Origin of the sequence: Thiohalorhabdus sp. Cl-TMA, assembly GCF_041821045.1 — a bacterium.
Classification (GTDB): Bacteria; Pseudomonadota; Gammaproteobacteria; order Thiohalorhabdales; family Thiohalorhabdaceae; genus Thiohalorhabdus; species Thiohalorhabdus methylotropha.
In genome coordinates this window covers 269,077-292,325 of the sequence record NZ_JBGUAW010000003.1, presented here as the reverse complement: position 1 = coordinate 292,325, position 23,249 = coordinate 269,077, and the positions used below count along the sequence as shown (strand labels likewise).

Annotated in this window: 25 protein-coding genes; 10 read left to right on the top strand and 15 right to left on the bottom strand. The window is 68.6% G+C overall.

The annotated features are described in order from the left end of the window. Positions 1–49: 49 nt before the first annotated feature. Both ACERLL_RS05765 and ACERLL_RS05760 read right to left on the bottom strand, forming a co-directional pair. Positions 50–667, bottom strand: coding sequence for a hypothetical protein (locus ACERLL_RS05765; RefSeq protein ID WP_373655115.1), 618 nt, complete (start codon positions 665–667; stop codon positions 50–52). Between the two features lie 27 nt (positions 668–694). Beyond that, positions 695–1,294 (bottom strand): hypothetical protein, encoded by a 600-nt coding sequence (locus ACERLL_RS05760; protein WP_373655114.1) that lies wholly within the window; start codon positions 1,292–1,294, stop codon positions 695–697. A gap of 1,010 nt (positions 1,295–2,304) precedes the next feature. Here ACERLL_RS05760 and ACERLL_RS05755 point away from each other — a divergent pair. Genes ACERLL_RS05755 through kaiC form a run of 3 tightly spaced genes read left to right on the top strand, consistent with a single transcriptional unit; the run spans position 2,305 to position 6,565 of the window. After that, positions 2,305–4,776, top strand: a complete 2,472-nt coding sequence (locus ACERLL_RS05755) for a putative bifunctional diguanylate cyclase/phosphodiesterase (RefSeq protein WP_373655113.1) — start codon at positions 2,305–2,307, stop codon at positions 4,774–4,776. A 9-nt stretch (positions 4,777–4,785) separates the two neighbouring features. Continuing rightward, positions 4,786–5,094: a circadian clock protein KaiB gene (kaiB, locus tag ACERLL_RS05750; RefSeq protein ID WP_373655112.1), complete on the top strand. Its 309-nt coding sequence runs from the start codon at positions 4,786–4,788 to the stop codon at positions 5,092–5,094. Next, complete coding sequence (gene kaiC / locus ACERLL_RS05745) at positions 5,087–6,565, top strand: circadian clock protein KaiC (RefSeq protein ID WP_373655111.1); 1,479 nt, start codon at positions 5,087–5,089, stop codon at positions 6,563–6,565. Before kaiB ends, kaiC begins: the two co-directional genes overlap by 8 nt. Here the strand turns inward: kaiC and ACERLL_RS05740 are convergent. Next, positions 6,539–7,402: a YceI family protein gene (locus ACERLL_RS05740; RefSeq protein WP_373655110.1), complete on the bottom strand. Its 864-nt coding sequence runs from the start codon at positions 7,400–7,402 to the stop codon at positions 6,539–6,541. The genes kaiC and ACERLL_RS05740 overlap by 27 nt on opposite strands. A gap of 694 nt (positions 7,403–8,096) precedes the next feature. On the opposite strand from ACERLL_RS05740, the gene ACERLL_RS05735 reads away from it, so the two are divergent. Together ACERLL_RS05735 and ACERLL_RS05730 are read left to right on the top strand one after the other, a co-directional pair. Then, on the top strand, positions 8,097–8,366 hold the full coding sequence (locus ACERLL_RS05735; RefSeq protein WP_373655109.1) for a high-potential iron-sulfur protein: 270 nt from the start codon (positions 8,097–8,099) through the stop codon (positions 8,364–8,366). Positions 8,367–8,903: 537 nt separating this feature from the next. Further along, positions 8,904–9,818, top strand: coding sequence for a hypothetical protein (locus ACERLL_RS05730; RefSeq protein ID WP_373655108.1), 915 nt, complete (start codon positions 8,904–8,906; stop codon positions 9,816–9,818). 102 nt (positions 9,819–9,920) lie between these two features. Here ACERLL_RS05730 and ACERLL_RS05725 read toward each other — a convergent pair whose 3' ends face one another. Continuing rightward, positions 9,921–10,172, bottom strand: a complete 252-nt coding sequence (locus ACERLL_RS05725) for an SHOCT domain-containing protein (protein ID WP_373655107.1) — start codon at positions 10,170–10,172, stop codon at positions 9,921–9,923. A 190-nt stretch (positions 10,173–10,362) separates the two neighbouring features. Between ACERLL_RS05725 and ACERLL_RS05720 the strand changes: the two genes are divergently transcribed. The 3 genes from ACERLL_RS05720 to ACERLL_RS05710 all read left to right on the top strand — a co-directional run bounded on the left by ACERLL_RS05720 (position 10,363) and on the right by ACERLL_RS05710 (position 12,450). After that, on the top strand, positions 10,363–10,860 hold the full coding sequence (locus tag ACERLL_RS05720; RefSeq protein ID WP_373655106.1) for a cyclic nucleotide-binding domain-containing protein: 498 nt from the start codon (positions 10,363–10,365) through the stop codon (positions 10,858–10,860). Beyond that, positions 10,857–11,903, top strand: coding sequence for an AI-2E family transporter (locus ACERLL_RS05715; RefSeq protein ID WP_373655105.1), 1,047 nt, complete (start codon positions 10,857–10,859; stop codon positions 11,901–11,903). Before ACERLL_RS05720 ends, ACERLL_RS05715 begins: the two co-directional genes overlap by 4 nt. Positions 11,904–12,060: 157 nt before the next feature. Continuing rightward, complete coding sequence (locus tag ACERLL_RS05710; RefSeq protein ID WP_373655104.1) at positions 12,061–12,450, top strand: DUF302 domain-containing protein; 390 nt, start codon at positions 12,061–12,063, stop codon at positions 12,448–12,450. Positions 12,451–12,504: 54 nt separating this feature from the next. Here the strand turns inward: ACERLL_RS05710 and ACERLL_RS05705 are convergent, their stop codons facing one another. Beyond that, a complete protein-coding gene (locus ACERLL_RS05705) occupies positions 12,505–12,930 on the bottom strand; it encodes an NfeD family protein (RefSeq protein ID WP_373655103.1) in 426 nt (141 codons plus the stop codon). A gap of 139 nt (positions 12,931–13,069) precedes the next feature. On the opposite strand from ACERLL_RS05705, the gene ACERLL_RS05700 reads away from it, so the two are divergent. After that, complete coding sequence (locus ACERLL_RS05700) at positions 13,070–13,498, top strand: hypothetical protein (RefSeq protein WP_373655102.1); 429 nt, start codon at positions 13,070–13,072, stop codon at positions 13,496–13,498. 12 nt (positions 13,499–13,510) lie between these two features. Here ACERLL_RS05700 and ACERLL_RS05695 read toward each other — a convergent pair whose 3' ends face one another. From ACERLL_RS05695 to senA, 10 genes are all read right to left on the bottom strand, one after another. Further along, positions 13,511–13,921, bottom strand: a complete 411-nt coding sequence (locus ACERLL_RS05695; protein WP_373655101.1) for a MerR family transcriptional regulator — start codon at positions 13,919–13,921, stop codon at positions 13,511–13,513. Positions 13,922–14,311: 390 nt separating this feature from the next. Continuing rightward, positions 14,312–15,925: a mercury(II) reductase gene (gene merA / locus ACERLL_RS05690; RefSeq protein WP_373655100.1), complete on the bottom strand. Its 1,614-nt coding sequence runs from the start codon at positions 15,923–15,925 to the stop codon at positions 14,312–14,314. Between the two features lie 814 nt (positions 15,926–16,739). Further along, the gene (gene arsC, locus ACERLL_RS05685; RefSeq protein WP_373655099.1) at positions 16,740–17,165 is read right to left on the bottom strand and encodes an arsenate reductase (thioredoxin); all 426 of its coding nucleotides are present in this window, start codon (positions 17,163–17,165) and stop codon (positions 16,740–16,742) included. A 28-nt stretch (positions 17,166–17,193) separates the two neighbouring features. After that, a complete protein-coding gene (locus ACERLL_RS05680; RefSeq protein WP_373655098.1) occupies positions 17,194–17,721 on the bottom strand; it encodes an arsenate reductase ArsC in 528 nt (175 codons plus the stop codon). Positions 17,722–17,910: 189 nt separating this feature from the next. After that, positions 17,911–18,213: a CC/Se motif family (seleno)protein gene (locus ACERLL_RS05675; RefSeq protein WP_373655097.1), complete on the bottom strand. Its 303-nt coding sequence runs from the start codon at positions 18,211–18,213 to the stop codon at positions 17,911–17,913. Next, positions 18,210–19,298, bottom strand: coding sequence for an ACR3 family arsenite efflux transporter (gene arsB, locus ACERLL_RS05670; RefSeq protein WP_373655096.1), 1,089 nt, complete (start codon positions 19,296–19,298; stop codon positions 18,210–18,212). Before arsB ends, ACERLL_RS05675 begins: the two co-directional genes overlap by 4 nt. Positions 19,299–19,397: 99 nt before the next feature. Continuing rightward, complete coding sequence (locus ACERLL_RS05665) at positions 19,398–19,847, bottom strand: ArsI/CadI family heavy metal resistance metalloenzyme (protein ID WP_373655095.1); 450 nt, start codon at positions 19,845–19,847, stop codon at positions 19,398–19,400. A gap of 75 nt (positions 19,848–19,922) precedes the next feature. Further along, positions 19,923–20,276 (bottom strand): ArsR/SmtB family transcription factor, encoded by a 354-nt coding sequence (locus tag ACERLL_RS05660; RefSeq protein ID WP_373655094.1) that lies wholly within the window; start codon positions 20,274–20,276, stop codon positions 19,923–19,925. A 92-nt stretch (positions 20,277–20,368) separates the two neighbouring features. After that, positions 20,369–20,716 (bottom strand): YnfA family protein, encoded by a 348-nt coding sequence (locus ACERLL_RS05655; RefSeq protein WP_373655093.1) that lies wholly within the window; start codon positions 20,714–20,716, stop codon positions 20,369–20,371. 108 nt (positions 20,717–20,824) lie between these two features. Further along, a complete protein-coding gene (gene senA / locus ACERLL_RS05650) occupies positions 20,825–22,162 on the bottom strand; it encodes a selenoneine synthase SenA (RefSeq protein WP_373655092.1) in 1,338 nt (445 codons plus the stop codon). 86 nt (positions 22,163–22,248) lie between these two features. Here senA and senB point away from each other — a divergent pair, with 86 nt between their 5' ends. Next, positions 22,249–23,208: a selenoneine biosynthesis selenosugar synthase SenB gene (senB, locus tag ACERLL_RS05645; protein WP_373655091.1), complete on the top strand. Its 960-nt coding sequence runs from the start codon at positions 22,249–22,251 to the stop codon at positions 23,206–23,208. Positions 23,209–23,249 lie beyond the last annotated feature (41 nt).

Here is a 23,249-nt window from a genome sequence, read left to right as displayed (position 1 = left end):
GGGATACGCCGATTCTGGGAGGAAAAAAGGGCGGCCCTGCCGGGACTTGCTAGCCCGCACAGTCCCCATCCACCACATCCAGGCCGACCCGGAGCACCCCGGGCTCGGTTTCCCGGCAGAAGATCACCAGGCACTCATGGACTTCCGCCTCGGCGTCCGCCACGGGCGGCAGCTCCAGGGTCGCCAGCTGACCCTCGGCAACCGGCTCCCCGGCGCGAAGACCGAACCCCAGGGCGGAGCGGTCCACCAGGAGCGCGTCCAGGGTAGAGCCCCCGGCGGGATGCACCCGGGCGGGCCGCGTCTCGGGAAAGCGGGGAACCAGACGCATATCCGGGGGCTCCTGCTGGTGAAGGAGAGTGGCCCGCAGGAGCACGGTCCGCAGGTATTCCGTTACAGCCGGATCGGCGCCCGCGCCAGCCGCCCGGTCGCCGATCGCGCCGAGCCGGTCCTGTAGGTCGGCCAGGCTCTCCACCGCCCCGGAGGAGGGCTCGCCCGCCTCCGGAACCGGCCCCCCACCCGGGCGGTAGGCCAGGAGCTCCTCCAGGCGCCCCGCCGCGGAAAGGAGGTAGTCCACGGCCCCGGGACTGAGGGACCCCTCGTGGACCCGTTCCGCCAGCATCCGCAGCTCGTTCGCCGGGAAAGGGCGCTCCCTCCGGGAATCGCTCATGGGAATGACTTTCTGCCGGGCGGGATGCTATTCATCGCCGGACCGCATGATCAGGGGCCGCGGCCCCTGCTCCGGGTCGCAGTGGAAGGCGATTCCCAGCGATCCCAGTCGCTTGGTCCAGGAAGGCAGGTTGAGCTTCGGGAAGCGCAGGATATAGAGACCGGACAGCACGCCCTCCCCCGTCCGCAGCACCTGCCTGTCCAGCTCCTCGGGGGAGAGCATCTCCATGGTCCCGGTGCGGATGCCGCTGTGCCAGCCCAGGGTCTCCAGCTTCTGGTTGAAGGCCACGCTGACGATGTTGAGGGTTTCCTGCGCGGCGTCCATCAGCAGCTCGTCGGTCTGGTTGAAGCCCACCTTCTCCCGGAGGTTGGGGTCGCGGACCATGGTGCCGCCGATGGCCACGGCCATGCGGATGCCGATGGCCATCCAGCCCAGCTCCACCGCCTCCTCTCCCTCCAGATTGTAGAGGGGCACCGCCAGCACCCCGCCGGAGCGGCGCGCCGCCTGCTTGAGCTTGTACAGCACCCACAGCTCCGGCCCCAGGACCTCCGAGGGAGTGCCCAGGCTGGCGGAAAGGTATTCGGCGATGGCTTCCGGTTCCGGAAGGAGGTCGGAAGAAGTTCCCACGTGGGCCTCGAGTGCTAAGGGCGCGCCCGGCATTATAGAGGGCCCCATCCGACAGACAAATGGACCCGCCTCCCTCCACGCCGCGAAATTCCGGACTGTCCCGTCGACGGAATTGACAGACTTTTCCCATGGGGCCCGCCGTCCCGGAACAGCGTCCTGAAAAATTTACGGAAACCAAAAAGGAACGCCTGATGCAGCTTCCGGGGTAGGGACCGAGGTATCCCGAAAGGCGGGGGGAATCCATGTCTGCAAAATATTCCGCTGCATCCGTTGGTTACACGCTATCGCTCGTTCCGGCCATCGTTCTGCTCGCCGCACCCGCGACCGTTTTCGCGGCCTCTGCGGGAAATCCGTCTGCCCATGGCGACAGCATGGCGCAAGCCGCCCAGCCACCGGTCCATTCCCGGCAATCCCGGGGCCGCGAAAGCATGTCCCCGGGCTCCAAGGAACGGATCCTTGTTTCCAACAGGCGACGGGATGGGGAAAATTCCGGATCCGCGCATGCCGCCCCCGGTGCCGGACCGCCGCGGGAGGCGGGGCAATCCTTCAGCCTCTCGGCCCGCATGGAGCGGAAAAGCACGGGGCGGACGCGCGAAGGACCGGGCTCGGCGGCCCCTGCCCGGGCCCCCGGGCAGGGGCAAGCGGCCACCGGCAACCGTTGGGGGATGAGCAGCCTGCTGGATCCCGCCGTGGTGGCGCTTCTCGTAGGGGCCCTCCTCACCCTGCGCTGGGGAACCCGGCGTTTTCCCTGAGCAGGACGGTACCGTGGCCGGCTCCATGCCGGCCACGGACTCCAGCACCTATGAGCCGGGGCCCGGGCCCGTGCCGGAGTCCGCACCCCGTTTCCCGGGCACCCGCCGGAAGTTGTTACCGGAGCCCTGGTTCGCTTCCCTGTCACCGGCCCGTTTCTACGAAACCCTTCGTAACCGCATAAGGGAATTGCGCAGATCGGCAGGTTCCGATAGGTTCTCGCGAAACCCCTTTTATAGCTCCACAGGGAAGGGCCGGGCTTGCTTACGCGTTCTTCCTCCGGCCGGCGGTACTGGTCCCGGCTCAGCGCCCGATTCGCCCTCACCCTCTCCCTGGTACTGGGCGTCCTCCTCGCCATCGGGCTCCTCCTGCTGCATACCCTGTACCAGAGCACCGTCATCGGCGAAAAGCGCCATCATCTGCAAGGCTTCGAGAAGGGCATGGTTTCGAGCCTGCACAGCCTCCTGCTCACTGGAAATGCGGAGCTTGTGCGGGAGTGGCTGGCGGAGACACGCACCCATCCCTCTTTGGAAAGCATTCAGGTCCTGCGGCCCGGCGGAAAGCTGGCCTTCCGGGACCGCCAGACCCTGCGGCGGGTCAACGCCTACTTGGGCGGGGAGGCCTTCACCAGGCCGGCCCGGCCCGGGAAGACCCCAACCGACCTCCCCGATGCGCTTCTTCAGAGCGCCTTGAAGGGGGAGCGGGTAAGCCGGGCCCGCTGGGAAGAAGGCCGCATCGACTACCTCTTTCCCCTGGTCAATGAGCCCGCCTGCGAGAGCTGCCACGGCTATTCGGACCGCTCCGTGCTGGGCGTGGTCCGGGTGAGCACCACCCTGGAGACGGCGAAGACCCAGCTGAGCGAGACTTATTGGAACGCCATCGGCTATGCGCTGGGCATGGTCCTGCTGGCCGGGCTCACGGTCTTTCTCCTGGTCCGTTGGCGCATACTGGGCCGGCTGCACCGCTTGAACGGCGTCGCCCAGGAATGGGGCCGCGGCAACCTGGAGTTGCGCGCCGAGGAGAACGGTAACGACGAGATCGGCGACCTGGCCGACAGCCTGAACCGCATGGCCGAGCGGCTCCAGGGCACCTTCCGGGAGATCCGCGAGCTCATCACCCAGTCCCAGACCGGGATGATGGTGGTGGACGACCAGAACGGGGGCATCCTGTTCACCAACCCCGCCGCGCAGCAGCTCATGAACCGCAGCGCCGAGGAGCTGGAGGGAACGCCCCTGGGCATCCCCGTGGTATCCGGCCGGAGCACGGAGATCGACATCCGCCGCAAGGACGGCAGCGCCGGCGTGGCGGAGATCAGCTTCCAGCCCACGGTATGGGGCGGGGGCAGCGCCTTCCTGGTGACCTTCCACGATGTCACCGAGCGCCAGCGGGCCGAGCAAGCGGCCCGCTACCAGGCCTACCACGACGACCTTACCGGCCTTCCCAACCGCACCAGCTTCCGCGGGGCCCTGGAATCCGCCCTGGAACGGGCACGGGAGGGCCGATCGCGCCTCGCGGTGCTCTTCCTGGACCTGGACCGTTTCAAGGAGGTCAACGATACCCTCGGGCACGCCGCCGGGGACCAGCTACTCCGCGAGGTGGCCCGCAGGCTGCGGGACGGCACCCGCGCCATGGACACCGTCGCGCGCATGAGCGGCGACGAGTTCACCATCATCCTCGAGGGTGTGGAAACCCGGGAGGACGCCCTGGCGGTGGCGGAAAAGCTCCGCGACAGCCTGGCCTCCCCCATGGACATCGAGGGCAACCAGATCACCCCCGCGGGCACCATCGGTGTCAGCCTCTATCCCGATGACGGCCGGGACCCCGAGACCCTGCTCATGCGGGCGGACACCGCCATGTACGAGGCCAAGGGCTCCGGACGCAGCCAGATCCAGACCTTCGTCCCGGACCAGGGAAAGGCGGCCTCGCGTCGGTTCCGACTGGAGCAGGGCCTGCGGCGAGCGGAGACCCAGGGCGAATTCCGGGTCTTCTACCAGCCCCAGGTCTCCCTCGCCGACGGCGGCCTGAAGGGCCTGGAGGCACTCCTCCGCTGGGAAGCACCGGAGCACGGCATGGTCTCGCCGGGCGAGTTCATCCCCCTGCTGGAGGAAACCGGACTCATCCATTCCGTGGGCGAATGGGTCCTCCACCAGGTCTGCACGGATCTCCGGGAATGGGACCGGGCCGGAGTAGGCGTGGACCGGGTCTGGGTCAACGTCTCCGCCCAGCAGTTGGTGTCGGGAGACCTGGTGGGGCTGGTGGACCGGGTCCTCCGGGAGGAGGGGATCTCCGGGGACCGCCTGGGCATCGAGCTCACCGAGTCCGGCGTCACGGGCGACATCCGGGAATCGGTGCGCATACTGTCCCAGCTCCGCCGTCGCGGGCTGCATATCGCCATGGACGACTTCGGCAAGGGCTACTCCGCCCTCACCTTCCTTCGCCAGCTGCCCTTCGACCTGGTGAAGATCGACCTGTCCTTCGTACGCGACCTCCCCGACTCCGCAGAGAATCGCTCCCTGGTGCGGGCCATCATCGCCATGACCCACGGCCTGGGCCTTTCCGTGCTGGCGGAAGGGGTGGAGACCCGGGCCCAGGCCTCCTGCCTCGCGCTGGAAAACTGCGATTTCGCCCAGGGATTCCTGTTCGCCAGACCCATGCCCCAGGGGCCCTTGATCGAGCACCTCCGCAGCCCGGATCATCCGTACTCCCCCGACACGCATCCCGCCAGCCGGTAGGAAGGCTCCATGGAGAAATACCTGCTCAAGCTCTACATCACCGGACCCACCCAGCACTCCCAGCAGGCCGTCGCGAACCTGCGGCGCATCATGGACGAGGAGCTGGCGGGCCGCTACGAGCTGGAGATCATCGACGTTCTCGAGAAGCCCCAGCTTGCCGAGGACGAGAAAATCCTGGCCACTCCGACCCTGATCAAGGAGCTCCCGACGCCCCTGCGCCGGGTAATCGGGGACCTGTCGGACAAGGACCAGGTCCTTCTGGGCCTGGACCTGCGCCCTCTGCACGGCCCCCACAACGGAGCGGACCCCCATGGCTGAAGCTTCCCCCGGCACCGCCGGGCAGGCGGTATGCAAGTTCCCAACGGATATCCCGGGCTTCGAGTTCATCTCCGACGGCGGCCTGCCCAGCGGTCGGGCGACCCTGGTGGCCGGCTCCTCGGGAAGCGGGAAGACGGTCTTCTGTGCCCAGTTCCTTGCCGAGGGGATCCGGCGCCGGGAGGAGCCCGGGGTCTTCGTCACCTGCGAGGAGCCGCCGGCGGCCATCCGCGCCAATCTCGCCGCCCTGGACTGGCCCGTGGCCGAGTGGGAGGAAAGCGGGCAGTGGGCCTTCGTGGATCTGGCCCCCGGCATGGACGAGGAATCGGTAACGGGCAGCTTCGACCTGGGCGCCCTCCTGCCGCGGCTGCGCCACGCCGTGGACCGGGTGGGGGCCCGGCGGCTGGTGGTGGATAGCCTGGGCAGCCTGTTCTCCCAGTTCAGCGACCAGCAGATGGTTCGCCGGGCGCTGGGACGCCTGATGGCGGCGGTTCGGGACATGGGCATCACCACCCTGGTCACCGCAGAGCGCACCGAAGAGTATGGCCCCATCGCCCGCTTCCAGGTGGAGGAGTTCGTCGCCGATTCGGTGGTGCTGCTCCGCAACGGCCTGGAGGGGGAGAAGCGGCGCCGGACCCTGGAGGTCCTCAAGATGCGCGGCACCTCCCACCGGACGGGGGAGTATCCCTTCACCATCGGCGCGGAAGCGGGCGGGCTCTCCGTGGTTCCGCTCTCCGCCATCGAGCTCAACCGGCCCGCCTCCGGCGCGCGCACCTCCTTCGGCGACACCGAGCTGGACCGTATGTGCGACGGCGGACTCCTGGAGGGCTCCATCACGCTGGTTGCCGGCCCCACCGGCACCGGAAAGACCCTCATCAGCACCCATTTCCTGAACGGCGCTCCGGAGGAATCCGCGCTGCTGCTGGCCTTCGAGGAGGGGGCGGACCAGCTCCGGCGCAACGCCCGAGGCTGGGGCATGCCCTTGGAGGATCTGGAGGCCGGCGGGCGGCTCCGCATCTCGGCCGCCTATCCCGAAACCGCCAGCCTGGAGGACCACCTGATCCGCATCAAGCACCTGCTGGAAGCCCGGCGCCCCCGGCGGGTGGTGGTGGACAGCCTCTCCGCCCTGGAGCGCATTTCCAGCCAGCGGAGCTTCCGCGAGTTCGTCATCGCGCTGGTGGCCTTCCTCCGCGAGCAGGGCATCACCGCCCTGTTCACCACCAACACCAATAACATCCAGGGCGGCTCGTCGGTCTCCGAGGATCAGGTGTCGAGCATGACCGATACCATCGTGCTGCTGCGCTACCTGGAGCAGGAGGGGGCAATCCACCGGGGACTGGCGGTGCTCAAGATGCGGGGCTCCAATCAGGACAAGGCGGTTCGCACCTTCACGGTGACGGAGCGCGGACTCCGCATAGGCGGCCCGGTCCAGGGATCGGGCACCAGCCTACTGGGGCTGCCCACCTTCGATTGAGCCCGGAGCCGCTCCGGCGGTGCCCTCGGGCCACGCTGGCACCGTCTCCACGACTCCGCCCACGGTGCAGCGCCTGGCCCCGCCCTCCAGGACGGAGCCGGCACCGGCCCCGTTCCACCGCTCCACGACCGTCGCGTGGACCAGGAAGCGCAGATCCAGCTCCTCCTTGACCCGCAGCTGCCCTGCCAGCGCGGTGAAGGGCTCCATGCCGAAGTCCTCGTGTCGCACGGAGAGCCGGCCCCGCACTTCCAGCCAATCCTCCGTGCGCCGCATCCGGACGGGTACGCGCCTGGTTTGGGTCTCCCCGTGAATGGTCAGGTCAACGGTCAGGGCCTCGGGCGGCGTGGGGGAATCCGGTGCCGGCGTGGCGTGGATCCGCACATAGGGATACTTATGGGCTTCCAGCACCTCCGCCAGCATGTTGTAGCGGGTCTGGGCCTTTTCCTGCTCGGAGAGCTCCGTGTCGAAGCCCGCTTCCTCCACCAGGCGGGGCTTGTCCACCTCAAGCGCGGTCACCGGCACGTAGATATCCGTCCGCCCCGACCCGCCAGCCGCCGGATCCAGCACGTAGCCGTGCAGCTCCCGGGTCGAGACCACGTGGTTATGGCCCAGCTCGGCCAGCGGTCCGCCCGCAGAGACGCGTATGGTGACCCGAGAGAGGCAGGGGTCCACCCGGTAAACCCGCTTCCCCGCCCGGAGCGCCTGCCTGTACGCGGGCGCGGGGAAGGCCTCCGGCGGCCCTTCCACCGCATGGATTCGCGGTCCTTCCCGGGCCCCGCAGCCCGCCAACAGTAGCCCCCCCAGGAGGGCCGCCGCACACACTCCGGAAACACGCATGATCCCCTCCCAAGCTGAATCCCCCTCCAACCATGGAACGCCCGATGCGAGGAAGGCAACGCGGCGGGGACCGAACCGGCCGGAAGCGCCCGACCGGCCCTCCGCTGTCCGCGGCTACGGTCTCCCTCATCGGGTGTCCGCCCGCTCCGCGCTCCGTGTCTGTAAAGCCCGGATATCAGCCCCCGTCGGAAGCCTCCTTGGTGGTCGGTTTTCTTTACACTTGGTTCCCCGCCACGCCGCGTCCATTCTGCAGCCTACTGATATGGAAGCTCTTTTTATTTGGGCATGCCGTATGCTTGGCGTCCCCGGAAGGCAACATTCCCAGCAAGAGGGAGCGACATGGGTCCCCCACACCCTGCTTCCCGCATTCCCTTCCCGGCGAACGGTCCTGTCCTCCGTTCGCCGGGCGGATGGGCCTCCTCGGCGCGGACATCCCGCGCCTGCGCCCCGCGGACCGACACCCGCCCGGCAACCGGCCCACGCCGCCTCCGTTCGCCCCGAAAGGTACCCGGTTCGGGACGGACCGGTCCTTGCCCGGTTTCCCCGGGTATGGGCCTCGGTTTCCTCCGCCGCCCTCCGGCCCCCTCGTGGCCCGACCCTGCCAGGCCCACCCGTAGAGACCGCGTTACGGCCCGGCAAAAGGCCCGGACGGCCCCACGGACCGGCGGCACAGTTGCCCCATGGAGGAAGCCCCATGCGCAAGAAAGACCGCCCCGTTCCCCGTCGGCGTTTCCTGGAGCACGTTCTCCGGACCGCGGCGGCATGCGCCGGTCTGGGCCTGACGGGCGTACCGGCGCGGGCCACCACCAAGGTGACCAAGGAGGCGGCCGCCTATCAGGATTCCCCGAAAAGCGGGCAGCAGTGTTCCGAATGCCAGTTCTGGCAGGGCGCCTACACCTGCGGGCGGGTGAAGGGACGCATCGCTCCGGACGGCTGGTGCGCCTTGTATAAGCCCAGCTCCTAGTTCCCCCCTTGGCTGGGAGGCCGGGCCCCGGATCTTTCCGGGGCCTTTTTTCGTCCCGGTCCCTTCCCCGGAACCGCCGATTGTTTATCGCCGTTACCGTCGGCGCCATGCGGCACCCGGCGACCCGTGCGGGTCATTCCCCACCCGGCAATGCCTTCTGATCGGCCCATTTACCTCCTCCCGGGCACTACTCCGCGGCACAGCCTCGGGAGTCCGCCGTATCCGAGCCCCGGATTCCGGGGTCAATCACCTTTACATCTTTACCTGCCCCGTGCACCCCACCCCGTCAACCGAATCGGAACCGCCGATCGGAAAAACATGAAAAATATGAAGCGTTAATACCCCATGCCCGGAAGCGAAGCCCGGCTGCCCCGGGTGTTCGCCTTTTTTACCCTGCGCGTCCCGGTGCCGCGCCTTTTTACACAAATCCTTGTTATTCCCAGCCGGAATCCGTTTGGCACATGTGTTGCGGAATATGGGGAGCAGGGCCCTGCACATTGGACGTATAAGGCCTCTTTCAAACCAAGGAGTGGACCAATGACCAGTTCGAAACAGCTCGGTCTTTTCGGCGTTGTCCTGTTGACCGCCCCGGCCATCGCCTGGGGCGTGCCGTACAGCGCCGACCTGCAGCCCCTGAACGATTCCGGCGTGAACGGTAGCGCCAACATGAATCTGGACGGGGATTCGTTGAGCGTGGATATCGATGCCTCAGGGCTGGAGGAGAACCAGACCCATCCCCAGCATATCCACGGCCTGTTCGATGACTCGGGCAACCCCACGGATTCGACCATTCCGGAAATGGGGGACGATACCGACGGGGACGGCTTCATTGAGCTGGAGGAAGGAGCCGCCTCCTACGGTCCGGTCATTCTGCCGCTCACCACTACCCAGGGGCAGAATGGACAGGGCCAGGAGGCCGCGCAGAATCAGCAAGGGAATCAGGGCCAGCAGGCCAACATGGATCAGGAGGCCAACCAAAACCAGCAGACTAACCAGAACCAGGAGGCGGAGGATAACGGCGAAGACGGCCAGCAGACCGCCGAGAATCAGGAGGACGGTGAGGAGGCCGTTTTCCCCACCGCCGACGGGGACGGCAACATCTCCTTCAGCGAGGTGTACGACCTCAGCGACGAGAGCATCTACGCCAACGACTTCACCCGGGACGACCTGCTGCCCCTGGAACAGCGGGAGATCATCCTGCACGGCCTGAGCACCTCTGAAGACGACGGTGCCGGCACCCCCGGCGAGGTGGACGGCACCGCCGGGTACAAGGACGTGCTCCCGGTGGCTGCGGGCACCATCGAGCCCGTCTCCGACGGCCAGGCCGGCCAGGACGGCGCGGACGGTCCCGCCCAGGAGATCCCGGAGCCGGGCATTCTGAGCCTTCTCGCCATGGGCGTTTTCGCCTTCATGACGGGGCTCGGCCGGCGTTTCCGGAGGGTGCTCGGCTAACCGGGCGCCCCGTTCCGGCCGGATGTTTCCGGTCGCTGATCCCTCCCCGGCGAAGGGGGCGGCGCCCTGCCGCCCCGCCGGGGCATGGTGTGCGCCCACAGCCTATTCCGACAGGTCCTCCTTCTTCTCCAGGAATTCCTCCCGGTCGATCTCCCCCCGCGCATAGCGCTCTTCCAGGATCTCCAGCGGCCGCGCCCGCCGGTCTTTCGCTTCAACTTCCCCACCGTCTCTCGCCGAGCCGCCCGGGCCCAACGCCAGCCAGCGCACCAGCGCGGCGATGGCGAGAATGGCCAGTACCCAGAACAGGATCATGAAGATCCCACCGAGGCCCCACATACCGTATCCGTCGTGCATCCACATCGTGCCTCCTTTCGGCCGGCGCCGGCCTTCCTTTCCATGCATGGGCCCGGAGTCCGGATTCCCGCCGTAATGCCCGGCCATTTCCGGCCCCGCCTCCGTCCACCATAGAAAATCCCATCCACTTGGAAAGCCCCCCCGGATCTGGCATTTTTCGCGGGTCGCCCCACCAGGAGAACCGCGCGCCATGCAGCCCCAGCACCCCCTGTGGACCAACCTGTTCCGCACCGGTCCGGACTGGATCACCGAGGCCGCGGAGCTGTGGCGCCGCACTCCCCTGTTCCGGGACCTGCCCAAGCGCCAGTGCCGAGCGCTGACGGCGGCCATGCACCTGCGCAGCTTCACGGCCGACGAGCCGGTCTTCCGTCAAGGGGACGTGGGCGCCGGAGCGGTGCTGATCCGCCGGGGGCGGGTGGCCATCCGCGCCGGCGGCCGGGACCTAGCGGAGCTCGGTCCGGGGGACTTCTTCGGGGAGGTGGCCCTGGTGGCCGAGGAGCGGCGCACCGCCGACGCCGTGTGCCTCGAGGCGTCGGAGCTGGTGTTCTTCCTGCGGCCCGACCTGGAGGAATGGCTGGGCCGGGCGCCCCGCCACGGGACCCGTTTCATGAGCAATCTGGCCGGTATCCTCGCCACCCGTTTGCGCCAGGCGAACCACCAGCTCGCCGATGCCGACACCACCCCATGAATACGCTCCTGCACCGCTACCCGCAGCTCCGGGTCCTGGGACTGTTCGGGCTGCTCCTCGGCCTGGCGGGCGTGCTGGCTTTCCTGCTTCGGCCCCTGCTGGTGCCCCTGGTCCTAGCGGTGATCCTCTACGCCGTGCTGGAGCCCTTCACCAGCCTCCTCGAGCGGCGCGGCTTCAAGCGCACGCCGGCCGCCCTCCTGGTGCTGGTGCTTTTGCTGGCCATAAGCGGTCTGGCCGCCGCCTGGCTCTTCCCGCACCTGGCGGCGCAGGTGGAGCTTTTGCAGGGCAACCTGCCCACCCTGTGGCAGACCCTCTCCCAGCTCGCGCAGCGCGTCAGCGAGCACCTGGCGAGCGCCACCGGGGTCCACCTGGATGTCTCCGCCGCCACCGCCGATCTGGCTCAAGGCGGCCAGGAACGCCTGACTCGGGCCCTGGTGCAGGGCTCCAACCTGCTTCTGGACGCCACGGCCACGCTGCTGCTGGTGCCGCTGCTCACCTTCTTCCTCATCCGCGACTGGAAGCTCCTGCGCAATCGCCTCCTGGACCTGCTTCCCAACCGCTCCTTCGAGCTGGGCTGGACCCTCTATTACCGGGTGGCCCGGCAGCTCCAGGCCTATATCCGGGGGGTGATGCTCCAGTCGGGTATCATGGCCCTGATCACCGGGAGCGGCTTCTTCCTGATCGGCCTCGGCTCACCGGTGCTGCTGGGCCTGCTGGCCGGGGTGCTCAATCTCATCCCCTACCTCGGTCCCGTGCTGGCCATGATCCCGCCGACCGTGCTCATCCTGGGCGACAGCGGTCTGGATCCCTGGGTCATCGGCAGCGCGGTGGGCGTGGTGTTCTTCGGGCAGGTCTTCGATAACGCGGTGGTGGTCCCCGGCGTCCTGGCCCACGCGGTGAACCTCCACCCGCTCATGGTGGTGCTGGGCATCATCATGGCCGGGCATTTCTTCGGGCTTGCGGGAATGATCCTGGCGCTGCCCGCCCTGGCCACCGGGAAGATCGTGCTACACGGCCTGCGCGAGGGTCTTCCCGCCGCTTGATGCGCCGCCGCGGCCCGCTTCGCCGCAAGGCGCCATGCGGCCCCCGCCGGGCGGATTGAATGGTCCCGCTTTTCCCCGGGTCCCAAACTAGAGACGCCTTTCAAACGGCGGTCCCGGCGGGCCGCCCCCGCGATCTTCCCATGGAGGAGAGGGATCTATGTACGGATTTCATACGGAGCTGCCCGGCGAGTTCGAGACCGTGCGGAAACAGGTCATTGAGGCCCTGGGCAAGGAGGGGTTCGGGGTGCTCACCGAAATCAACGTCGCCGACACCCTGAAAGCCAAGCTCGATTCGGACATGGCACCCTATACCATCCTGGGCGCCTGCAACCCGGCGCTGGCGGAGCAGGCCATCAAGGCGGACGTGGACATCGGCCTTCTGCTGCCCTGCAATGTGGTGGTTCGCGAGAACGAGCAGGGCCGCCAGACGGTGGGGTTCATGGACCCGGAGGTGATCCTCGGCATAACCGATAATGCGCGGCTGACCAAGGTGGCGCGGGAGGTCCGGGAGCGTCTGGAGCGCGTGCGGGAGAGCCTGGCGGGCTGATATCCTGCGGCTGATCGTGCCGGCTCGTGGACGCGAGGCCGTGCAGCCCGGCTGCTAGTCCTCGACCGAACGCCCGGCGGCGCCCGACTCCGACTCCGGAGAGACCACCAGAGTCAGGCCCTCCACCGCCCGGACGCGGACGTACTCGCCGTGCCGGGGCAGGGATTCGGTCCCCGGATCCAACCGCGCGGCCCATAGGGCACCGTGCACGTGGATTCGGCCGCGGGCCGCTTGCCGGGACTCCCCCGGCCGGAAGGAGGCGACCACCCGCGCCCGGGTGCCCGGCAGGGCCTCCCGGCCCAGGCGGGCGGGAACATGGCGCTCCAGCAGCCAGCCGAAGGGCCAGTCGCCCACCACCAGGAGCACGGCCAGTGCGCCCAGCAGGCCCCAAGGGCCCCAGAGCAGCGCGGCCGCCCCGGCCGTCGCCCCCTCGAGGGCGGCCAGGCCAACCATGGTCTGTAGCAGGCGATGTCGCGACAACGTTCCCTCCCGATCCCGGCGGCTCCCGGGCCCGGCCATTCTGCACCCGGAGGTGCTGGCTTCGCACTGGACTACCGGGCCGAACGTCTCTTTACCTTGGACCACGACGGCTCCGACTTCGCACCCCGGAGATTTTCCCATGACCGCCCGCTGCCCCGTGTGCGCCATGCGCGCGCTTTCGAACAGCAACGAGCTGGAATTCCGCGGCATGTATTTCCTGTTCTGCTCCCCCTCCTGCCAGGAGCGCTTCCTGCAGGACCCGGATTTTTTCCTGAGCCCCCGCCATGCCCGGGGCCACGGCCCGGAGGCCGTCAAACGCCGGCGCCTGCGGCTGGGACATCAGCCGAGCCGGGATCAGGCGGAGACGCTGCGCGATCTCCTGGAGGGACTCATGGGGGTGCGCACCGTAGGCTTCCGCGGCGACCGGCTCGAGATCACCTACGATGCCCGGCAGGCCAGCGTGGAGGGGTTGGAGCGGGAGCTCACCGAAGCCGGGGAACGGCTGGGCCCGGGGTGGGGCGAGCGGCTGCGCCGGGCGTTCGTGCACTATGAGGAGGAAATGGAATAGCCCGGCGGTGGGCTAGCCCTCGCCGGCGTCCGATCCGGTTTCCTGGCCGATTACCACCCGGATCAGGTCCCATTCGGTGGTCAGCTCGCCGCCGCGGCACTGTTCCAGCAGCCGCTCGAGCTCCTGGCGAATGGCCTGCAGATCGGAGATACGCGCCTCCACCTCCGACAGCTTGGCGGCGGCCAGGCCTTCCACGTCCTTGCAGCTTCCCGACCCGAAAGCCAGCAGCTCCCCCACCTCCCGGAGCGTGAAGCCCAGATACTGGGCACGCTTGATGAAACGGATGCGGTCGATGACCTCGGTCCCGTAATAGCGCACCCCGCCCGGCGGTCGCGGCGGCTCGGGCAGCAGGCCCTTGCGCTGGTAGTACCGGACGGTTTCCACGTTGACCCCGGCCTTCTGGGCCAGCACACCGATGGTCATATAGGGTTCGTATGCATCGTTCACGCTAGTCGGCCTTACGTTGCTGGAGCCCGCCAAGGGGCTGCCGTCCAATCCGCATGGCCCAGCCGGTCGGTCCCTTCACCGGCATGATCCGGGCTCGGGACCTCCCTTTTCTCCATACGCATGGGTGTGCATACCGGTTTCCGGAAACGGCACGATACGCCCCGCGGAGGACCATGGGCCCCGCCCGCGCGGTTTTCCGGATCCATAGGCATGGGGGGAGAAGCGTTCGGCGGCACGTAGGCGCGGCGGTGCGCCGCGCGAACGGGAGAAACAGCGACTGCGATGGGAGACGACGGGCTCATGAAAGCCCCCTCGCCCGGGGAACGGACCTCGGCAGGCACCCGGAAGGCGAAAGCCTGACGGCCGTCAATCCACACAAAAAGGCATCCGGGATAGCTCCTGCGAGAACCGCTGCGCGCAGAGCTTCAGCCCTTCCGCCATGGTCAGGAAGGGAACGATGCCCCCTGCCAGTTCCGCGACGCTGATGCCGTAGCGCAGCCCCAGGCAGGCGGTCTGGATGACCTCGCCTGCGCCTTCGGCCACCAGGTGCGCGCCCAGCAGACGTCCGCCGCCGCGCTCGGCCACCAGCTTCACCACCCCCCGCGCATCGCGGTTGATGACGGCGCGCGGCACCTGGCTCAGGGGAAGGACCCGGACTTCCACGTCCAGATCCTGCTCGCGGGCCTCCCGCTCCGTGAGCCCCACGGAGGCCACCTGGGGATCGGTGAACACCACCTGCGGAGCCAGGGAAAGCTCCAGCTCGGCGAAGCCGCCGGTCATATTCGTGGCCGCCCGGGCGCCGGCCGCGGCAGCCACGTACACCAGCCGCGGGTTCTGGTCGGTGCAGTCACCCACCGCATAGATGCCCTCGGCATCCGTCTGCAGCCGTTCGTTCACGTGGATGAAGCCGTCCCGGTCCGTGGGCACTCCTGCCCCCTCCAGGCCCAGGCCATCGGTGTTCGGCTCCCGTCCGGCGGCCACCAGCAGCCGGTCGCCGCGCAAGATCTCCCCAGTCCGGGTCTCCAGCGAGAAGCCGTCCTGGTAGGAAACCGAGTGAATGGTGGTATGGAGGCGGAGTGCCATTCCCTCCTCGGCGAGGATGGCGGCGAGCCGCTCGCCAAGCTCCGGCTCCATGTCCGCCAGCAGGCCGCGCCGGGTGATCAGAGTCACCCGGCTGCCCAGGCGCTGGAAGGCCTGGGCCATTTCCACTCCCACGTAGCCGCCACCCAGCACCACCAGATGCTCCGGGATGACTTGCGTCTCCAGGGCATCCACGGAGGTCCAGAAAGGCGTGGCGGCCAGGCCGTCAATGGGCGGCACGTAGGGAGCGGCGCCCACCGCCAGAAGGATCCGGTCGGCGTGCAGCTCCTCGGATCCTTCAGAGGTCTCTGTGGTGACCAGCTTGCGGCCCTGCAGGCGGGCGGACCCCCGTAGCCACCGGATACGCGGGTGGTCCTCGAGGACCTGGCGGAACTTGCAGTCTCCCAGGGATTGCGCTAACTGCTTCTCCTGGTCGATCAGGGCCCCCAGGTCCACTTCCGGCACCGTGGCGCTGATACCGTCGAACGCCGGTTTGCCGGGCCGGAAGGCGGTTTCCGCGGCCCGCAGGCGCAGCTTGGAAGGCACGGCACCCACATTGATGCAGGTGCCTCCCAGGTCGTTGCGCTCCACCACGGTCACCTCCGCGCCGCTGTCCGCGGCCTGGACGGCCGCCGCGGTAGCCGCCGGCCCGCCACCGATGACCACCACTCGCAGGGGGCCGGGCTCCTCGGTATCCACCCGATGGGCCTGGAAGCCGGCCTTCCGGAGCGCCGCGATCAGCTCGCTGTCGGGAATGGATTCCTGCGCGGCGACACGCACCACCCCCTCCGCGAAGGCGACCCGCCCAAAGACCCCGGGGATGCCGTTCAGCACCCTTTCCACCTGGTTGGCGCATTCCCGGCTGCGCAAATTCGGTACGCCCAGGGTCCTGTCGATCATATGCGCGCTCTCCAGCCGTCCAGGCGCCGTTTTCCCGATATGCCCCATCCGGGACAAGCCGCCGTCCATAGGCATGGCATGGGCCTCCCGTACCTCCCGGGCGGACGCAACTACCCCCTCCCCCGGTCCGCCATCCGGGCGGATGGACCGGACCGACTCTGGAGGGAAGCCCGCGGAGGAAACGGCCCCCGTAGGGGCGCGATCAGCGGAGCAGTTTACGCTCCGTACCGTGATACAGAGTCAAGGACCCAGTGCATGCCCGGAACGGCCGGAGCGAAAAGTTGTACATTTCTTATAAAGACCTTGGACGTCGGGCTTGGTTCAACGGCGGGGCGGCAGGAGGGATGAAGAACGCCAAGATAGCCGGACTTTCTGCCTCCCAGGAAGTCCGGCCATAACAGATGACGCGGGGCGTGCCTGCAATGGCCCCCCGGAAGGCGCGATTCCGCAGGCAAGCGAGGCCGGAGCCGAAGCACATCTGAATCAGGATGGGGATGGCGAGCAGGAGGATCACCTCCGGGTGGCGAGGCTCACCGGGGGACGATGTAAAGCCTCACAGACCGTAGCAGGGGCCAGGGCCCGGAAGTCCACCTTGAGCAGCATGGGCTGATCATCAGCCAAACAAGCCCCGTCACGGGGAATTCACGCGCGCCACCTCCAGGCCGGCCAAGGCCTGGAAGGCGCCCGGCTTGAGAGGGGTAGCTCAGCCCAATTCGTGCGACGATGCACAAGCCCACTTACAGCGACAGGTGACACGTGGGGAACGGCACCTCCTATCCTGCCGCCCGCTTGGCGGTGGCTTCGCTCTAGGCAGTCATATCGCGCCCTCTTTCCGGAGCCGCTCGATCAGATCCCGCGCCCGCCGTTTCACCTCGTCGCGGGTGGCGCGGAAGGTAGCCAGGACCTCCTCCTCACTGCCGGTGGCCTTGGCGGGATCCGATAGCGGCCAATGCTCCTTGGCAGTCCCCGGGGGAAGGACAGGGCAACGCTCATCGGCGTGGCCGCAGACGGTTATTACCAGGTCGGCGCGGGTCAGCATGGCATCGGTGAGCCGGGTGGACTCCTGGCCACTGATGTCGATGCCGGCCTCTTCCATCACGGCGATGGCGCGCGGGTTCTGGCCATGGGCCTCGATGCCGGCGGAATCGAAATGCAGGCCCGAACCGCCCAGGTGGCGGCCCCAGCCCTCGGCCATCTGGCTGCGGCAGGAATTCCCGGTGCAGAGGAAGAGGATATTCATGAGGATCTCCGGCGATTTCTGTGGCGGTTTAGTCGGCGTTCGGGTCGGAGCTATCCAGCGCGGACTCCCCGATCTCGTCGAGACGGCGCTGGAGACTCAGCCGGTCCAGGCGGTCCATCGGCAGGCTGACCAGCAGGCGGATGCGGTTCTGGATCTGACGAAAGACATCGGCGAACACCACCCGGCGCTCGGCCTCGGTGGCGGCCTGGTAGCCAGCCGGGTCCGGAAAGCCCCAGTGGGCCGACAGGGCCTGGCCTGGCCAGACCGGGCAGGGCTCGGCGGCGGCCTTGTCGCAGACGGTGAATACGAATTCCAGCGCCGGGGCGCCGGGCTCGGCGAGCTCGTCCCAGGACTTGGTGCGCAGGCCGGCGGTTTCGAGCCCCGCGCGCTCCAGCATCTCCAGCGTCAGGGGATGTACCGCATCGGCCGGGTGGCTGCCGGCGCTGTAGGCCCGGAACCGGCCTTCCCCAAGGCGGTTCAGCAGGGCCTCCGCCATCTGGGAGCGGGCGGAATTGCCGGTGCAAAGGAACAGCACGCGGTAGGGCTCGCTCGGCATGGGGCTGACTCCACATCACAGGCTGGACAATTGCACGCATTGAGTAGGCCAAAGGGGGTCCCGGTTTGTCGGGGGGTGGCAGCGACCGTCCGAGCCTTGGGCCCTGCGTATCCGGATATCCGATTATCCATATAAAAAAGGCGCTCTAATTCCGCCGAAGCACCCCTCTTCCGGCACCTCCAACGGGAATCAGGCCTCCCCCGACGCGGAGAGCTCAACGAACAGCCGTCGCCAGCCCAGGAGCCCCTCGGCGCGCACGGTGAACGGGCCCGCCTGCCCGGCCAGGGCCGGATCCAGGTAGACGGTGACGCCGTCCACGGTCCGGACCTCCCAGTCCGCCGGATCCTCGGGCCGACCCGGCTCCGCCACCGTCAGGTGGGCGGTGCCGCCGCAGCAGCCGTTACGCGGCGATGACCGCAGGGTGAGGGTCCCGCCCCGCTCCGCCACCCAGCGGGCGGCGTTCGGGTGCAGGCGCACCTCCGGGGCATTCATCCGCCCGCGCCTTCCACCGCCTGGAAGCGGTGGCGGGTGCGGTTGGCGATCTTCACCAGGGCCAGCATCAAGGGCACCTCCACCAGCACCCCTACCACGGTGGCCAGGGCCGCCCCGGACTGCAGGCCGAACAGGGCGATGGCCGCCGCCACCGCCAGCTCGAAGAAGTTGCTGGCCCCGATCATGGCCCCTGGTGCGGCCACGTTGTGCGGAACCCGCCACCCCCAGGCCCAGCCGTAGGCTAGGAGGAAGACCAGGAAGGTCTGCACGATGAGCGGGATGGCGATCAGGACGATGTGCAGCGGGTTGTCCAGGATCACCTCGCCCTGGAAGGCGAACAGCAGCACCAGGGTGAGGATGAGGCCCACCGGCGTCACCGCCCCGATGCGCGGCATGAAGACGTTGTCGAACCACTCGGCCCCGCGGCGCCGGATCAGGATCAGCCGGGTGGCGTAGCCCGCCGCCAGCGGGATTACGATGTAGAGCAGCACCGACAGGGCCACCGTTTCCCAGGGCACGCTGATGTCGGAGATCCCGAGCAGGAACACCACGATGGGGGCAAAGGCGAACAGCATGATCAGATCGTTCACCGCCACCTGCACCAGGGTGTAGGCGGGATCGCCGCGGGTGAGGTAGCTCCAGACGAAGACCATGGCCGTACAGGGCGCCGCTCCGAGCAGGATAGCCCCGGCCAGGTACTCCCGCGCCAACCCCGCCGGGATCAGCGGCGCGAACAGGACGATCAGGAAGAACCAGGCGATGGCGAACATGGTGAAGGGCTTGATGAGCCAATTCACCACGGTGGTGATGGCCAGCCCTTTGGGCTGGCGGCGTACCCCCAGGATGGAGGTGAAGTCGATCTGCACCATCATGGGGAAGATCATGGCCCAGATGAGGATCGCCACCGGAATGGAGACCTGGGCATACTCGAAGCGCGACAGCGCCGACGGCACCGCCGGGGCAAGCTGGCCCAGGGCCACCCCGGCGACGATGGCCAGGGCCACCCACACGGAGAGGTAGCGCTCGAACAGGCCCATGCCCTCGCGGACGTCGGGGGCCTCCAGGGCGGTTTCGCGTTGGTTCATGGTCGCTTAGCCATCCGGAGAAGCGGCCCGGAGCGCTTGGCCTCCCGGGCCGGTGTACAGGTACCCGGCACCTGCCCGCTGCGCGCCAGTGCCGGGGGATCAGCCGCAGCAGGAGGAAGAAGAATCCTCCGGCCGGGGCGCACAGCAGGCGCTCTCCCCGGATTCGACCTCCGCTTCGCCGAACAGGGGCGCTTCGCCGAGGGTATGGAAGGTTTCCCAGGCAATGCCCTGCGGGTCGGTAACCCAGTACTTGTCCGAGCGGGCATAGCAGCAGGTGGTGCCCTCCTGCTTCACCCCGGCGATGTCCGCCGTCTGCAGCCGCTCCTCAATCTCGGCACGCTCCTCCTCCGAGCCGGCCTGAAGCCCCACGTGGTCGAGGCCCGCCGCGCGGCCGCGCGCCGATATGGCAAAGTTCACCGCCGGGTCGGTCAGCTCCCACTTGGCGTAGTCGGGCTTGACCACGGCGGGCTCGGTGCCGAACAGGGCATTGTAGAAGGCGATATTCTTGTCCAGATCATCGACGGCGATATGTACATGGAATCGGTTCATGGACATTCCCTCCCGTGAGGCAAGTGGCTAGCGAGCCGTGGCCCCTCCAGATTGGCGGAGAGCCCGCGGGGGCGCTCAGGCGCAGCAGGTATTTTCGGGCCGGTCCGGCATGGCGTGCAGAACCCGGCGATCGTCCTCGAAGGGCGACGTCCCGGCGCAGCCGGCAACCCATTGGTCCAGGACGGCGCGCGCCCAGTCCGGAAGCTCCGGGTGCAGGCGGTAGTGCATCCAGGTGCCGCGGCGGTGGGACTCCACCACCCCGGCATGGCGAAGCTGACTCAGATGCCGGGAGATCTTGGGCTGCGCCAGGTCCAGGGCGTAGGCCAGCTCGCACACGCACAGCTCCCCCTCGGCGTGTAGCAGCGCGACGCAGCGCAGCCGCGTCTCGTCGCCCAGGGCACGGAAGAATTGGGCCGCCTCGCACTCCATATCCGCCTCCTTCTCTTGATGTCGTCATTATATCCGGATAGCCGGATATAGCAATATCCGTTTTTCCATATATATTGCCCATGGCTTGCTTTCTAAGTACCCCGAGGGGCCAGCAGGATGATCCCGGCGCCCACCAGGCAGACCGCCGCCCCGATTCCGTCCCAGCGGTCGGGCGTCTGCCCTTCTACCGTCCACAGCCAGAGCAGTGAAGAGGCGATATACACCCCTCCATAGGCGGCGTAGGCACGGCCGGCGAAATCGGCGTCGATGCGGGTCAGCAGAAAGGCGAATGCGGCCAGGGCCACCAATCCGGGCACCAGCCACAGGGCACTCCTGTCCAGCCGGAGCCAGGCCCAGAAAGCGAAGCACCCCCCGATCTCGAACAGGGCCGCTCCCAGGTAGTAGCCCAGCGGACGAAGGAAGGGAAGAACGGACTCCATGGCGTGCCCTTTCGTGGCATGCGGACCCGGCGCGCTTCCCGGAGTCTACATCCCGGGCTAGCCGCAGCCCATGGGCAATCGAGCAAGGGCCGGACCCTGCCGGGATACTCAGTCCTCGTCCAAGGCGCAGGTGCGGAACCCCGCCAGCACGTCGCACCGGCCCGGGGTGAAGAAATTGCGCCAGGTATTGCGCAACAGGCGGCCGCGAGTGGCCCAGGCGCCGCCGCGCAGCACCCGGTTGTCGCCGAACCAGGGCTGGGAATAGTCCCTGTAGGGGTCGGGGGTGAAGCCGGGAAAGGGCTCGAAGGGCGAGGCGGTCCACTCCCACACGTTGCCGATCATCTGTCGGCAGCCGAAGGCGCTGTCTCCCGCCGCGCAGTCCGCCACATCCAGGGTGCCGAGGTGGCGGCCGTCCAGATTCGCCCGCCGGGGAGCCGGCGGCTCCGCTCCCCAGGGGAAGCGCCGCTTGCCCTCGACCAGCGCCCGCCCGGAGCCATCGGGCTCCCCGGCGGCAGCCGCCTCCCACTCGGCCTCCGTGGGCAGGCGCCGCCCCGCCCAGCGGCAGTAGGCCTCGGCCTCGAAGGCGCTGACGTGGACCACGGGGGCTTGCGGCGGCAGGGGCCGCCAGCCGTCGAAGTCCTTCACCAGCCAGCCGCCGGTATCCTGCGCCCGCCAGTAGACCGGATGCGCCCGCCCCTGGGCCTGGAGCCATTGCCAGCCCACCTCGCTCCACCAGCGCGGCTCCCGGTAGCCGCCGTCCTCCACGAAGGCGGCGAAATCAGCGTTGGTCACCGGCGCCCGGGCGATGCGGAAAGGGCGCAGGTCCACGCGATGGGCCCACTTCTCGTTGTCGAATACGAAAGGCGCGTCCTCCGCGGCCCCCAGCCAGAAGACGCCGCCCGGCACCTCCACGTCCCCCGGCAGCGCCCCGGCCCTCGGCGGATCATCCGGGTCCAGCCCCCCACCGGTGCGGGAGAAATCCGGCCGCGGCTGTCCCAGGGTCTGCCGGGTATAGGTGAAGGCCTCGTCGTGCATGTCCTCGTGGTAGGTGGTGAGCTGGTAGAAATAGCTGTCCGACACCGGCGCCGGCCCGCTGCCCAAGGGCTCCAGGCGGGCAGCCAGGGCGTTGTGCACCGAGGTCATGTAGGCGATGGTATCCTCCAGGGACGGCAGGGGCAGGCCCCAGCGGTCGTCGTGCGGGATAGCGGAGGAATCGTAGAGGGCATCGGCATCGGGGATCAGCGGCTCGAGGCCGTCCAGGTGGCGGAGAATCCAATACTCATGGAACCAGGCCACATGGCCGATCTCCCACAGCAGCGGGTTCACCGTGGCCAGCATGGGCTCGGTGAGCTGCGGACCGTCCAGCCCCTCCACCAGCTCGAAGGTGCGCGCCCGGGCGTCCGCGAGCATGTCCAGCAGGGTGTCCGCTTGTACCGGTTGTGTCATGGCAATTCCGCTCCGCTTGCCCGTCACGTTCCCAAGTCGCGGCTGATAGCCGCTTCCACAAGGCTGCAGGTCATACGGGAGGCCCCGTGCGCATCCGCATGATCACCCCCGCCGCCCGCGGCTCCCGCTCGGGCAACCGCGCCACCGCCGAGCGCTGGGCCCGCTTCCTGCGCGCCGGGGGCCACCGGGTGGACATCGCCGTGGAGTACGGCGGCGAGCCCGCCGACGCCATGGTGGCCCTGCACGCCTGGCGCAGCGCCGATTCCGTCGCCCGGTTCCGGGCGGACCACCCGGACCACCCCGTGGTGGTGGCGCTAACCGGAACCGACCTCTACCGATTCCAGCACACCGACCCCGAGGTCACCCAGCACACCATGGCCCTGGCCGACCGCCTGGTGGCCATCCACGAGGCCGCGGGGGCCGACCTCCCCGAGCGCTTTCGGGCCCGACTCACCGTGATCCTCCAGGGAGCCACCCCGCCACCACAGGGACACCGGCCGGTACAGCGGGAATTCCGGGCCCTGGTGGTGGGCCATCTGCGCGACGTAAAGGACCCCTTCCGGCCCGCCCTGGCCGCCCGCGACCTGCCAGCGGACTCCCGGCTCCGGATCCACCACTACGGCCTCGCCCCGGACGAGGATTGGGCGGCGGCCGCGCGCCGAGAGGCAGCCGCCAATCCCCGCTACCAATGGCACGGCGAGGTGGCCCATTGGCGGGTCCGCCGCGCCCTGTCCCGCGCCCACCTGCTGGTGCATCCCTCCCGCATGGAGGGCGGCGCCAACGCCGTGGGCGAGGCGGTGGTGACCGGGGTCCCGGTGCTCGCCTCGGATGTCCCGGGCAACACCGGGCTGCTCGGGGTCCGCTATCCGGGCTCCTTCCCGGTGGCGGACACCGCCGGGCTGGCGGACCTTTTGCTCCGGGCCGAGCGCGAGCCCGACTTCTACGAAGCGCTGGCCACCCACTGCCGGATGCGCGCCCCGCTGTTCTCCCCGGAGCGCGAGGCGGCGGCCTGGCGGGCCCTGATGGACGAGCTCGCGGCTCGCTGACCCGCCCCGAAAGCGCGCCGGCCTTCCCCGTTGCCCAACAA

Coding starts and splice junctions, on each gene's coding strand:
- ACERLL_RS05765 (WP_373655115.1), bottom strand. CDS start 667: ATGAGCGATTCCCGGAGGGAGCGCCCTTTCCCGGCGAACGAGCTGCGG.
- kaiB (WP_373655112.1), top strand. CDS start 4,786: ATGGAGAAATACCTGCTCAAGCTCTACATCACCGGACCCACCCAGCAC.
- kaiC (WP_373655111.1), top strand. CDS start 5,087: ATGGCTGAAGCTTCCCCCGGCACCGCCGGGCAGGCGGTATGCAAGTTC.
- ACERLL_RS05740 (WP_373655110.1), bottom strand. CDS start 7,402: ATGCGTGTTTCCGGAGTGTGTGCGGCGGCCCTCCTGGGGGGGCTACTG.
- ACERLL_RS05735 (WP_373655109.1), top strand. CDS start 8,097: ATGCGCAAGAAAGACCGCCCCGTTCCCCGTCGGCGTTTCCTGGAGCAC.
- ACERLL_RS05730 (WP_373655108.1), top strand. CDS start 8,904: ATGACCAGTTCGAAACAGCTCGGTCTTTTCGGCGTTGTCCTGTTGACC.
- ACERLL_RS05725 (WP_373655107.1), bottom strand. CDS start 10,172: ATGCACGACGGATACGGTATGTGGGGCCTCGGTGGGATCTTCATGATC.
- ACERLL_RS05720 (WP_373655106.1), top strand. CDS start 10,363: ATGCAGCCCCAGCACCCCCTGTGGACCAACCTGTTCCGCACCGGTCCG.
- ACERLL_RS05715 (WP_373655105.1), top strand. CDS start 10,857: ATGAATACGCTCCTGCACCGCTACCCGCAGCTCCGGGTCCTGGGACTG.
- ACERLL_RS05710 (WP_373655104.1), top strand. CDS start 12,061: ATGTACGGATTTCATACGGAGCTGCCCGGCGAGTTCGAGACCGTGCGG.
- ACERLL_RS05700 (WP_373655102.1), top strand. CDS start 13,070: ATGACCGCCCGCTGCCCCGTGTGCGCCATGCGCGCGCTTTCGAACAGC.
- ACERLL_RS05695 (WP_373655101.1), bottom strand. CDS start 13,921: ATGACCATCGGTGTGCTGGCCCAGAAGGCCGGGGTCAACGTGGAAACC.
- merA (WP_373655100.1), bottom strand. CDS start 15,925: ATGATCGACAGGACCCTGGGCGTACCGAATTTGCGCAGCCGGGAATGC.
- arsC (WP_373655099.1), bottom strand. CDS start 17,165: ATGAATATCCTCTTCCTCTGCACCGGGAATTCCTGCCGCAGCCAGATG.
- ACERLL_RS05680 (WP_373655098.1), bottom strand. CDS start 17,721: ATGCCGAGCGAGCCCTACCGCGTGCTGTTCCTTTGCACCGGCAATTCC.
- ACERLL_RS05675 (WP_373655097.1), bottom strand. CDS start 18,213: ATGAATGCCCCGGAGGTGCGCCTGCACCCGAACGCCGCCCGCTGGGTG.
- arsB (WP_373655096.1), bottom strand. CDS start 19,298: ATGAACCAACGCGAAACCGCCCTGGAGGCCCCCGACGTCCGCGAGGGC.
- ACERLL_RS05665 (WP_373655095.1), bottom strand. CDS start 19,847: ATGAACCGATTCCATGTACATATCGCCGTCGATGATCTGGACAAGAAT.
- ACERLL_RS05660 (WP_373655094.1), bottom strand. CDS start 20,276: ATGGAGTGCGAGGCGGCCCAATTCTTCCGTGCCCTGGGCGACGAGACG.
- ACERLL_RS05655 (WP_373655093.1), bottom strand. CDS start 20,716: ATGGAGTCCGTTCTTCCCTTCCTTCGTCCGCTGGGCTACTACCTGGGA.
- senA (WP_373655092.1), bottom strand. CDS start 22,162: ATGACACAACCGGTACAAGCGGACACCCTGCTGGACATGCTCGCGGAC.